This window comes from Novosphingobium mississippiense, assembly GCF_044029535.1.
In the GTDB taxonomy this organism is placed as follows: Bacteria; Pseudomonadota; Alphaproteobacteria; order Sphingomonadales; family Sphingomonadaceae; genus Novosphingobium.
On record NZ_CP147002.1, the window covers coordinates 14,433 to 26,878 of the forward strand.

Annotated in this window: 6 protein-coding genes; all 6 read left to right on the forward strand. The window is 65.4% G+C overall.

Going from position 1 to position 12,446, the window contains the following annotated elements:
* The first annotated feature begins 9 nt into the window (after positions 1-9).
* The 6 genes from WBP06_RS18325 (at position 10) to WBP06_RS18350 (ending at position 12,433) form a co-directional block, all read left to right on the forward strand.
* Positions 10-1,128: an exonuclease SbcCD subunit D gene (locus WBP06_RS18325; RefSeq protein WP_395334354.1), complete on the forward strand. Its 1,119-nt coding sequence runs from the start codon at positions 10-12 to the stop codon at positions 1,126-1,128.
* A complete protein-coding gene (locus WBP06_RS18330; RefSeq protein ID WP_395334356.1) occupies positions 1,125-3,758 on the forward strand; it encodes an AAA family ATPase in 2,634 nt (877 codons plus the stop codon). The genes WBP06_RS18325 and WBP06_RS18330 overlap by 4 nt, the downstream gene beginning before the upstream one ends.
* 156 nt (positions 3,759-3,914) lie before the next feature.
* Positions 3,915-4,673, forward strand: coding sequence for a hypothetical protein (locus tag WBP06_RS18335; RefSeq protein WP_395334358.1), 759 nt, complete (start codon positions 3,915-3,917; stop codon positions 4,671-4,673).
* 73 nt (positions 4,674-4,746) lie between these two features.
* Positions 4,747-8,115: a TM0106 family RecB-like putative nuclease gene (locus WBP06_RS18340; RefSeq protein ID WP_395334360.1), complete on the forward strand. Its 3,369-nt coding sequence runs from the start codon at positions 4,747-4,749 to the stop codon at positions 8,113-8,115.
* Positions 8,115-11,111, forward strand: a complete 2,997-nt coding sequence (locus WBP06_RS18345; protein WP_395334362.1) for an AAA family ATPase — start codon at positions 8,115-8,117, stop codon at positions 11,109-11,111. Before WBP06_RS18340 ends, WBP06_RS18345 begins: the two co-directional genes overlap by 1 nt.
* Positions 11,108-12,433: an McrC family protein gene (locus WBP06_RS18350; RefSeq protein WP_395334364.1), complete on the forward strand. Its 1,326-nt coding sequence runs from the start codon at positions 11,108-11,110 to the stop codon at positions 12,431-12,433. Before WBP06_RS18345 ends, WBP06_RS18350 begins: the two co-directional genes overlap by 4 nt.
* Positions 12,434-12,446 lie beyond the last annotated feature (13 nt).

Genomic DNA, 12,446 nt, shown 5'->3' on the forward strand with positions numbered 1-12,446 from the left:
TCAGACCCCATGCGCTTCATCCACACCGCCGACTGGCAGCTCGGCAAGCCTTTCGGCCGCTTCGATGCAGAAACGCGCGTCGCGCTTACCGAGGCGCGGTTCGACGTCATCGATACGCTGGGCAAGGCAGCGGCGGAACATGACGCGGGGCATGTCCTCGTCGCAGGGGACGTGTTCGACACCGAGGGACCGGATGAGCGCACCGTGGTCCAGGCCGTCACCCGCATGGAGCGTCACGCCTGTCACTGGTGGCTGCTCCCCGGCAATCACGATTTCGCTCGAAACGGCGGAATCTGGGACCGCGTGCGTGGGCGCGGCGCCGCGAATGTCACGGTGCTCACCGAACCTGCCGCGCACGAGATCGCAGACGGCGTGTGGCTGCTGCCCGCGCCGCTGCTCCATCGCCACACGCTCGACGATCCGACCGAGGCCTTCGCACGCATGGAGACACCTGGTGCGCGGCTTCGCATCGGGCTGGCCCACGGCTCGATCCGCGGCTTCGGCACGCAGGGCGAGACGAAGAACCTCATCGCCCCCGACCGCGCGCGACTTTCCAACCTCGATTATCTGGCGCTCGGAGACTGGCACGGCACCTTGCAGGTCGATGCGCAGACCTGGTATTCCGGCACGCCCGAAACCGACCGCTTTCAAGCCGGCAGAAACGACCCCGGCCAAGCGCTGCTGGTCGATCTCAACCCCGGCAAGGCCACCGTCACGCCGATCCCGACCGGGCGTTTCCGCTGGCTCTCGCGCGACTGGACGGTAGCCGACGCGATTGGCTTTTCCGCCCTCTTCGACGATCTGCTCGCGGCTTGCGAGCCCGCCGCTACGCTGCTGCGCCTGACGCTTTCGGGTATCGTCCCGCTGACAGACCGCGTGGCGATGCTGGGCCGCATCGAAGACGACCTGACGCATCGCCTGCGCCATCTCGAGGTGCGCGATGCCGACGTGGTGGCAAAACCGACCGAGGAAGATCTCGCCGCGCTGTCCAGCGAAGGCATGATCGGCCGCGCGGGTGCGCTGTTGCGCGGCAGAATCGCCGCCGACGGCCCCGATGCGCCCCGCGCGCGCCGTGCGCTGGAGCGGCTTTTCGTCGAAACCCTCAGAGATCAGGGAGGTGCCGCATGAGCCTGCTCATCCGCCGCATCGCACTGGAAAACTTCCGCAAGTTCCGTGCGCCGCACGAGATCGCCGGCCTGACGGGCGGCCTCAATATCGTCATCGAGCCGAATGAGACAGGCAAGTCCACCTTGCTCGAAGCGGTACGCGCAGCGCTGTTCCTCAAGCATAGCTCGACGACAAAGCTGATCCGGAGGTTCCAGCCCATCGGCGACAATGTCGCACCGCAAGTATCCCTCGATTTCGAGGTCTCAGGTGCTTCGTGGTCGCTGACCAAGAAATTCATCAAATCGGCCTCGGTCGAACTTGCCGGTCCCACCGGGCGCCAGCAGGGCGAGGCCGCCGAACAGGCGCTGCAGACGCTGCTCGGCTTCGAGGCGGGACAGCAGGGCACCGGCTTCGACAAGGCGCTTCACGGCGCGCTCGGCATGTTGTGGGTGGCACAAACGGATGGCCTTCACGTCGAGGCACCCGGCTCCTCCGTGCGCGACCTCATCGGCGCGACGCTGGAGGGCGAGGCGGGTGCACTGGTCGGCGGCGCCGCTTTCGAACGCATCCGCGCCCGCATCGACGCCCAGTATTCGGCCTATTTCACCGGCAAGAGCGGCGCGCCGACCCAGCGCCTGCTGGCGGCGCAGAAGCGCGTGAGCGCGGCAGCCGAGACGCTGGCCGAGGCCGAACGACGCGAGGGACTGCTCGAAACCGCCTTTACCGACCTCGACGCAGCGCGACGGCAGCTTGCAACCTTGCGCAGAGAATTGGAGAACGACCCCGACGCTGCCGAGCGCGCCGATGTCCTCTCCCGGCTCGACACCGCGCGCGGTGCGGCACAACAGCTTGCAACGCACAAGGCAGAGGCGGCAGCAGCCTCAGCCCGGCTCGGCGGACTCGAAGACCTGTCCAATCGCCACGTCGCTGCATTGGAACGGCAGGCCACGGCGCAGGCGCGGCAGGTGGCGGCGCGCACCGAACTCGCACGGCTGACCGAGGGCCTCGCCGCCGCGCGCACCCACGCCGAAGATGCGCGCAACACGCTGGCCACCGCGCTCACCGAACGCGAGGCGGCACGCACGGCGTTAGCGCTGGCCCGCGCGCAGGAGGCCACCAACCGCCGCCGCACGCAAATTGCCGCCGCGCATGAACGCCTTGCGCAAGTCGTGGCGCTGGAGGCCGAACGCGCACCGCTCGACGCATCGGTGAAGCACGCGGTGCCCGGGCACGTGCTCGAAGACCTCGCCGCCGCCGAGCGCGAGGTGGTGCGCCACCGTACCCTGCTCGAGGCTGACGGCACCCGGGTAGAGCTGTTAGGCAGCGGTGACGGCATGACGAAAGACGGCGTGCCGCTCGAACCCGGCGAATGGACGCTGACCCGCGAAACCCGCATCGGTCTTTCCGGCGGCGGCGAACTGGTGTTGCGCCCCTCGCAGGCGCTGGCCGGAGCGCAGGCCGCGCTCGACGCAGCCGAGGCTCGGCGTGCCGCGCTGCTTGGCCAATGGCAGGTAACATCGCTCGCCGAGGCGCAAGCCCGCAGCGACACCGCGCGCGAGGCTGCCCGCGCACTGGAAACACTGGCTGCGCGCATACTCGCTGCCGCACCGGCCGATCGCGATCTGGATCTTGCCGCCGGCGCAGAGACCCTGCGTGCCTTCGTGGCCGCGCATCCGCTGGCAACGGGCGAGACCGAGGCCCCTGCCCGCCCGCTCTCCGAACTGGAGGCGGATCAAGACCACGCCGATACCGCTTTCGTGCGGGCCGATGCCCATGCCCGGCAGGCGGAAGACGACGCGCGAGAAGCTGAGAAGGCGCAGACCCCGCTTGCCATTGAGGAAGCCGCAGCTGCCAGCGACCTCACCCGCGTGGCAGAGGAACTGGCCCTGCTCGCCGCCCATGCCGATTTCGCTGACCTCACCGCAACCCTGGGTGCCGCGCGCGAGACGGCCGCGAAGGCTTCTGTCGCCTTGCAGCAGGCCGAGACCAATGCCCGCGCCTTCGACGAAACCGCGCTGACCCGCCGCCTGGACACCCTTGCCGCGCGCCGCCGCGCCGCTGAGGAGAGCCGGGGCGAGCTGCAGACCCGCATCGCCCGCCTCGAAGCCCAGGTAGAGAGCGACGGCGGCAAGGGCCTCGCCGAACATGCTGCCGCCGCGCGTGAAGAGGACGAAGCCGCGCGCGCCGCCCTCATTCGCATCGAGGAGGAGGCCGAGACGCTGAAACTGCTGCGCGAAACGCTGGCAGAGGCGCAGGCAGAAACCGCCCGCTCGATCACTGGTCCGGTCGCCGTCCGCGCCGCGCGCCATGTCGGCCGCATCCTGCCGGGCGCCGAGCCCGCCTTCGGCGATGACCTCGGCCTTTCCGCGATCCGCCGCGCCGGGGTGGAGGAGGCCTGCGAGCAACTGTCAAAGGGCACCCAGGAGCAGCTGGCGATCCTCACCCGCCTGGCCTTCGCGGACATGCTGCTGGAGGAAGGCCGCCCCGTCTCGCTGATCCTCGACGACCCGCTGGTCTATTCCGACGACGTGCGACTGGACGCCATGACCGACCTGATCGTCGAGGCATCGGAGCGGATGCAGGTGATCCTGCTGACCTGCCGTGAACGCGCGTTCCGCCATGTCGAGGGGAACCGGGTGCGGCTGATCTGAGAGATTAACCTTCTGGAAGACCGGAATTTTCCCGGATCGACCAGTCCGCTCACTCGACGGCAGAACCAACTTCGCGACGAGCGCTCTGAAATCGACGCGCGCACCGCTTGCAAATCGGAGAATGCCTTCATGAATGACATGTCCTTTCCGCTCCGCATGTCCACGCTCGCCGCATATCCGGAGAAGTGGAACGCCTGGCTCGAACGCGGATGGCATGACGTGCGGGTAGCGGACTGGGCCGGCCTTTACATGCCGGGCAAGCTGTCTGCCGACCTGCTTTTCCTGCGCGAACTGGGCCGCATCACGAAGGATATGGCGGCTGACGGCGGTCCGGACTTCGCCGGAGTGATCCGCCGGATGCAGCGGGATACGGTGGCCTCGCTGCTGCGCAGCCAGCATCTGCTGCCTTGGAATGTCAAGAAACTGAACCAGCACTTCTTCGCCGAAACTCAGGGCGACAAACCACTGATGCTTTCCGACCGCGAACATGCCCTGCCGGTCGCGCAGCTGGCCTCGATGGTGCTCATGGCTATCGAGGCCGGTGACGAGGAGCAGGCTCATAAGCGACTGTTGTTCGCCTGGCTGGTGCCCACCGTGATGTGCACCGAGGACACACACAAGGCGATGGTTGGTCGCTGTAGTGACTTCGCGCGGCCCTACTCCCGCTATGCCGGGATTGTGGGCGTGGAACTGCTGCGCGTGGACGGCGCGCGGATCGATCCAGCACGCTATACTGCGCATGATCTCATCGCCGACCTTGGCAGCATCCCAGGGCTTTCGCCCATCGTGGCGCAACTCGACGGACTGACCTTCCCGCGCGAATGTTGCGAAGACACCTATACCCGACATCGCACCAGCAAGTCGCGCACCCTGCGCAAAGACACCGCAGTACCGCCCTGCGCCTGCGCTGCCTGAAGTCCTCACGACCGCTATTGTCGCATCACGGGGGCAGATCACCCCTGCCCTCACTGACGGAGTTCCGATTCCCTTGCGCATCTACGACGAGCAGCTGCTCCATTCCCCGTCCGATCTGGTGACGTTCCTCGGCTGCGCGCATGCGGTGTCGCTGAACCATCTGCGGCTCATCGATCCCGGCGCGCTGCCCGAGCGAGCCGAGGACGACGCGATGGCAAAGCTCATCCAACAGTCCGGCCTCGACCACGAGGATGCCTACCGCGTCCGTCTCGAGGCCGAAGGCGGACTGGTGGAGATCCCCACCACTGGCTCCCTGCGCCGCCGCGCCGCCGCCACGCTGGAAGCGATGCGCGGGGGCGCGAAAACGATCTTCCAGGCCGCGTTTCTCGACGCGCCGTGGCACGGCTTCGCCGACTTCCTTATTCGGGTGGAGGAGCCGTCGGACCTCGGCGCATGGTCCTACGAACCGGTCGACACCAAGCTCGCGAAGTCGGTCAAGGCTTCGTACATCGTCCAACTGGGCCTCTATGCCGACATGATTGCGCAGGTGCAGGGCTTCATGCCGCGCCGTGTCCATGTGGCACTGGGCAGCGGGAAGACCGAGACCTTCCGTCTCGCCGAATTCGCGCACACGCTGGACGCCGCCAAGGCCCGCTACCTCGATTTCATCGCCGATGGCGCCCCGCAGTCGGTGCCTGAGCCATGCTCCGCCTGCAAGCTGTGCGGATGGCGCGAACACTGCGCCGAGCAGCTCGACGCCGCCGACCACCTCAGCCGCGTCGCAGGCCTCGGCAAGCCGCAGCGGCGCAAGCTGGAGGACGCCGGGATCACCACCCTCGCCGCACTTGCTGGCGCGAGCGAGGACACCGTCGTCCCGCGCATGGCCGCCGCGACCTTCGGCAAGCTGCGCGCGCAGGCGGCGCTGCAGCTGGCCCGGCGCGAGGGCGGCGATCCGGTGGTGGTGCCCCTGCCCGTCGAGGCCGGCCGCGGCTTTTCCACCTTGCCCCCACCTCACCCGGCCGACCTGTTCTTCGACCTCGAAGGCGATCCGCTGACCGAAGGCGGCCTCGACTATCTGTGGGGCGTGCATCACGTGGTCGACGGCAAACCGGAGTTCCGCTTCCGCTGGGGCCACGACCGCGCGGCCGAGCGCGTTGCCTTCGAGAGCACCGTGGACTGGATCGTCGCACACCTGGCGGCGAACCCGGGCGCACATGTTTACCATTATGCCCCCTATGAAGTGACCGCACTGCGCCGCCTCTCCACCCTCCACGCAAGCCGCGAAGATGCCATCGACACACTGCTGCGCGAGAGGAAGCTGGTGGATCTCTATGGTGTGCTGCGCCAGTCGATCCGTACTTCGGAACCGAACCTGTCGCTGAAAACGATGGAAGTGTTCTTCGCGAAGAAGCGCGATCAGGCAGTGACCAACGCCGGGGACTCGATCATCGAGTACAAATCCTGGCAGGATTCGGGCGAGCAGAAGATCCTCGACGACATCCTAGAATACAACAAGGTGGACTGCGAAAACACCGAGGCCCTGCGCGATTGGCTCGTCAGCTTGCGCATGGACGACCTGCCCTGGCGCGAAGTCGGGCCCGCAACGGTTGTACCCGATGAGAAGGCCGAAGCCCGCGCCGAGGCCGAGGAAGCCACCGCTGCTCTGGCCACCGCAATCGCCGCCGGGCCGCTGCCGCCCAGTGACAAGGGCCGCGAACTCGTAGGCCACCTCGCCGGCTTCCACTGGCGCGCCGCCAAACCGGTCCTTTGGGCCAAATTCGACCGGTGCGAGAAGGACGACGCCGATCTCGTCGATGATGGCGAATGCATCGGTAACATCGCCCCCATGCCAAACGAAGACGGCGTCTGGCAGTGGAAGGAAAAGCGCAGCACGGTTGCGCAATATCGGTTCGATCCACAAGATACCAAACTGCGCGTCAGGTCCCAAGTTCTTCACGCACCAACCCTCGCCAAACTGGGCACGATCGCCAGCCTCGACAGCCGCAACGGCGTGGTCACAGTCAAACGTCAGCTCAAACCAGGAGAGTTTTTCCCCGAGGGCGGATCACTGATTCCCGACCCGATGCTGCGCATCGATGAACTCGTCGCCGCCGTGCGCCGCGTCGCCGCGCATTGGGCGGCGGGCGGCGAAAGCTACCGTGCGCTGATCGACCTCATCGAACGCACCCCGCCCCGCCTGCACGACTGGAACGGTGGGCCAATGGTACGCGAGGGCGAAAGCCTCGTCGAAGCCGCCACCCAGCGTTGCCTGGCGATGGACGACACCGCGCTGTTCATTCAGGGCCCGCCGGGAACCGGCAAGACCTTCACCAGTGCCCATGTAATCGTGGCGCTGATGGCGGCCGGCAAAAAGGTCGGCGTCTCGTCCAACAGCCACAAGGCGATCAACAACCTGCTGGCCAAGGTCGAAGCGATCGCCATCGAACAGGGCGTCTCGTTCGTCGGCGTCAAGAAGGCCAGCAAGACCGATCCCGGCAGCTACCTTGACGGGCAGATCATCACCGACGTCGAAAGCAACGCAGACGCCTTCGACTACGCGCCCGACCTCATCGGCGGTACCGCCTGGCTGTTCGCCGATGAGGCGATCGACCAGTACCTCGACTACCTGTTCATCGACGAGGCGGGGCAGGTCTCGCTCGGCCACCTTCTCGCGATGGGCGCAGCGGCGCGCAATATCGTGCTGGTGGGCGACCAGATGCAGTTGGCCCAGCCCATCCAGGGCACTCATCCGGGCGAAAGCGGCCTGTCGGCGCTCGACTACCTGCTGCAGGGCGAGGCGACCGTCGCGCCCGATCGCGGTATCCTGCTCGACACCAGCTGGCGGATGCATCCAGACATCTGCGGCTTCATCTCGGACGCGGTCTACGACGGGCGGCTCAAGGCTCACACCGACTGCGCGCGCCAGAGCCTGCACCTGCCGGAACGCCACGATCCGGCGCTGGCAAACCACGGCATCCGCTTCGTGGCGATGGACCACACCGGCCGCAACCAGCAGAGCGAGGAGGAAGTCGCGCGGGTGGTGGATCTGTGCGACCAGCTGATCGGCACCCCCTTCACCGACCGGCAAGGCAAAACGGGCAAGCTGGGCTGGGAGAACATTCTCGTCGTCGCTCCCTACAACATGCAGGTGATCGCGCTGGCCGAAGCGCTGCCCGCAACCGCGCGCGTGGGCACGGTGGACAAGTTCCAGGGCCAGGAGGCCGAAGTGGTGATCGTCAGCCTCGCCACCTCCAGCCCGGAGGACCTGCCGCGCCATGTCGATTTCTTCTACTCGAAGAACCGCCTGAACGTGGCGATCAGCCGCGCGAGAACGCTTGCCGTCGTGCTCGCAAACCCTAAACTTTTGGAACTAGACGCGAAATCGGTTGAGCATCTGCGCCTTGTGAATACGCTGGCCTGGATTGCGGGCGAGGGGAAGTGATGCGCGAGGATGAATTCAAGACGTGGCTAGCGGAACGCGGTGCCAACACTCAGGCCGGGCGCAGCACCCGTGCCTATGCCGTACGAACGATCGAGAGCAACCTTGCGGCGCTGGGCTCGCCTCACGCCGATCTCGACGCGGCATGGGCGGCGGATCGCTTCGAGCAACTACGACAGCGCATCAAAGACATCCAGCAGGATTTTCGGGCGGGAGGCACGGACTACCGCATCCTCATGCCCCAGTCGGAAAAGCCGGAGCACCGTCTTGCCAGCTGGCGGTCATGGCTCGGCCAATACGGTCAGTTTCTCGACGGAACAGACAGCACCGATCGTCAGAACGCCGCGTTGCAGCTCCTCATCAATGCCCTCACCCGCAAGGAAATCGACGCCGCCATCGCCCTGTGCGACGACGAAGGCCTTGAAGAGTTTCTGGAGACACGTGGATGCCGCCCTCCCCAACGCTGGATCGCACTTGAAAATTCCGAGCGGCGCTATCCAGCGAAGGCTACTGTCATCGCCGCCGTTTCAGCTCTTCCGAATGGGATGGAAATTACGGCAAAGACGTTCTTTGGCGGTTACGGTGAAAATGAAGCGTTCACTTGCCTGACCAAACTCGGCTACATTCTGGTGGATTTTCAAGAAAACTCTGAAGCTCCTGCGCGCGATAATGCCCGGGAAGCCGATCTGATCAGATCGGCCATATTAAGAAACTTCATCTATCCGGCACGGCGGGCAGGAAAATCATTCATCGACATAACGCTTCGTGATGCCATCCACAGCATGGATCCCAAGCCAAACCAGCCCAATGCGCGTCAGGTTATGGATGGCAAAAAGCTTCAGAGGATGGGCGGGATCAGCAACGCGAAGGTAGACGACCCGGAGGACTATTCGCTCGCACGGTCCTATCGCTATGAACTGGACTTATCGCTCGACCTCCCGGCGCTACCCCCCCCTATCTGGATCGTCACCGCCCGCTGGGGCACCGAGGACGGCGTACAGCGCTTCCTCGATCGCGGCGAGTGGAGCCTGCTGACCGAAACCGGCAGCGCCAACAACGACCGCTTGCGCCAGATGCAGCCGGGTGACCGCGTCGTCATGCGCGATTACTTTCACCAGTCGCGCGACCTGCCCTTCGAGGCAAACGGCGCCCGCATCTCGGCGATCCGCATCCGCGCGATGGGCACGGTTACCGAGCAGCGAGGAGACGGCCTTTCCGTCGGCGTGGCGTGGGGCACACCGCTGCCCGAACCGCGTGTCTGGTACTTTTACACCCAGAACGATCCGGTCTGGCGGCTGAAGGAACCGGGCGAAAGTACATTCGCCGATATGCTTCGCGCATTCCTGACCGAGGAAGTGCCGCAAGACTACGATTATTTCCTGAAACACTGGTTCGGGCAGAAAGACCCGTCCGCAGTTGGAGCAGCGCATATGCCCTCCCCCACCAATCTCGTCCTTTACGGCCCTCCCGGCACCGGTAAGACCCATAACTCCGCTCTGGAAGCTGTGGCGCTCTGCGACGGTGAAGATGCCAAGGACAGATATCACCAGGATCGATCCGCTCTCATGGCCCGATACCGGGAACTGGAAGGCCAGGGTCGCATCCGTCTCGTCACCTTCCATCAGAATTTCAGCTACGAGGAGTTCGTGGAGGGTCTTCGGCCGGTCGTCAGTGAAGGAGGCCAGTCCGGCGCCGGCTTCGGACTTGAGGTGAAGCCCGGTATATTCCGTGAAATCTGCGCGGTCGCTGAGCAGGCACGCAAGAACCCCGGTTCCGCGACATCAGAGAGCCCCTCCGAATTCGAAGGTCGTGCATTTTGGAAGATGAGCGTCGGCTCTAGCCGGACCGAGGATGACGTCTATGAGGCTGCGGTAAGCGGCGATTACATCGCTCTTGGCTGGGGCGGCGACGAAGACTGGTCTGATCCGTCCTACTCATCCGAAGATGCCATCCGTGCGCACTGGCAGTCCATCGATCGCCCCAGTACCGAGCCCAGCAACTGGACACAGACACACAGGTTTCGCAACGTCATGAAGCGCGGCGATCTCGTGATCGTGCCCTATGGCAATACCGCTTTTCGGGGCATTGCCGAAGTCACCGGCGACTATCGGCATGATGCTGGTGCAGAGGGGTACTTTGCCCAGCGACGGGAAGTGAAATGGCTGGTCAGTCTGGACGAACCCTTGCCGTTAGATACTATCATCGACGGCAACTTCACGATGCGCACGCTGTATTCGCTGCCAGCGCATCGGATCAAGATGTCCGCGCTGGAACGGTTGATCGCATCGGGGCGCGAACCTTCGAGTACAGCCCCTGTGCAAACCACACCCGACCAGTTCGTCCTCATCATCGATGAAATCAATCGTGCCAATATCTCAAAGGTCTTCGGCGAACTGATCACACTGATCGAACCGGGCAAGCGTCTCGGTCAGGAACCCAACGCGCTCACGGCCCGCCTCCCCTACTCCCGCCGCGAGTTCGGTGTGCCCGTCAACCTCCACATCATCGGCACGATGAACACTGCCGACCGCTCTATCGCATTGCTCGACACCGCGCTGCGCCGCCGATTTACCTTCCGAGAGGTGGCGCCCGACGTAACTGTGCCGGAATTTCGCTCCGCAGAGCAACGCACCGGGTTGTCGCTCGGCAAGATCCTCACCACCATCAACGAACGCATCGAATACCTGGTCGATCGCGAGCACCGTATCGGTCACGCCTTTTTCATCCACTGCAAGACCCGCGACGACGTAAACGCCGTAATGTGCGACAAGGTCATCCCGCTGCTGCAGGAGTACTTCTTCGAGGATTGGAGCCGGATCGCCGCCGTCGTCGGCCCCGGTTTCATCAAGAAGGGCGAGCTCAAGGCCCCGCCGGGCTTGGGCGACCTGCAGCCGCGCCCGACATGGTCGGTTCTCGCAGAATTTCCTCACAACGCCTACGACGCCCTCCTCGGCGGCGCGGCAGTCTCCACAACCGAAGGGGGGGACACGCCCGAGTGACCCATCGGGCAGTCTCCGAATGGGGCAAGGTGCCAGTCGGCGCCCCCGGCGGCTTCACCGTGCGCGAGGCCGAGGCGCTGATGGCCGCAGCGCGCGCCCATCCCCTCGGCGGGGAGGAGGGCGCGGGGATCCTCTCCGATCACCGCCACCACTTGCGTGCGCGGCAGATGGTCGGCGTCCTTGCCGCGCCGGGATGCAGCCTGGAAATCCTACCCAAGGTCGATCCCGACGCACCCGATGAGCTAACCGACAAGGACGCCCCCACGGTGCGCGCCCGCCTCGTCTCGCTAATCGATCTCGCGCTGGGCCTCGACATTGGTGATGGCGGCGCGGCGGCGATGGCGCATGGGGCCGACAGCCTGCTCGAAGTGTTCATCCGCCTCTTCGCCGAACGTCTGCTGGCTCAGACCCGCCGAGGCCTGCCACGCCAGTACCTCCACCACGAGGACGACCTGCCCGCATTGCGCGGACGGCTCGACGTGACGCGCCAGTTCACCATGAACGCAGTACGACCCGACCGGCTCGCCTGCCGTTTCGACGTGCTCAGCCACGACATCGCGCTGATGCAATTGATGGCGGCCACAGTCGTGTCTCTGGGGAAGCGCACCCGCGTGGCGGCAACGCGCCGCCTGCTCGACGAACTGCGCTTCGTGCTGGCCGACGTGACCCTGCTGCCGCCGTCTTCCCTGCCCTGGAGTGCGGTTCGGATCGATCGCACGAACCGGAGCTGGGAAAACCTCCTGCGGCTCGCTCGCCTTCTGATGGGCCGCGACTGGCAGGCAACCGGCTATGAAGCGACGGGCCATGCAGGCACCAGCCTGCTGTTCCCGATGGAGCGCCTGTTCGAAGATGCAGTGGCTACTCTGCTACGCCGCGCGCTGGCGGGCAATGGCATCGAAGTGGTCGCGCAGGGTGGCCTGCGCCATTGCCTGGGCGACTGGCGCGAGGAGGCCCCTTGCGAAGGCCACGTGTTCCAGACTCGCCCCGACTTGCTGCTGCGCCGTGGCGGCAAGGTAATCGCAGTGATCGACACCAAGTGGAAACGCCTTTCCGCCGACCCGCTCGACCGCAAGCACGGTGTCAGCCAGGCCGATGTGTACCAGATGATGGCCTATGCCCGGCTCTACGAATGCGAGCGCCTGATGCTGCTGTATCCCTCGGCGCCGGGCGCAGGCAGCGGCGAAGTGCGGCGGTTCGGCGTCCATGGCGGGCGGGAAATGATCGCGCTGGGGCGAGTGGATCTGGCGAATGGTATCTCGCAGATGTCCGATGGGCTGGCCAGTATGGTACACGGGCTTGGCACCGAAACAATCGATGCGTGAAGCGGGGCTCTCG

Bases quoted from the DNA above. Each gene is read 5' to 3' on its own strand.
- WBP06_RS18325 (WP_395334354.1), top strand. From the start codon at position 10: ATGCGCTTCATCCACACCGCCGACTGGCAGCTCGGCAAGCCTTTCGGC.
- WBP06_RS18330 (WP_395334356.1), top strand. From the start codon at position 1,125: ATGAGCCTGCTCATCCGCCGCATCGCACTGGAAAACTTCCGCAAGTTC.
- WBP06_RS18335 (WP_395334358.1), top strand. From the start codon at position 3,915: ATGTCCACGCTCGCCGCATATCCGGAGAAGTGGAACGCCTGGCTCGAA.
- WBP06_RS18345 (WP_395334362.1), top strand. From the start codon at position 8,115: ATGCGCGAGGATGAATTCAAGACGTGGCTAGCGGAACGCGGTGCCAAC.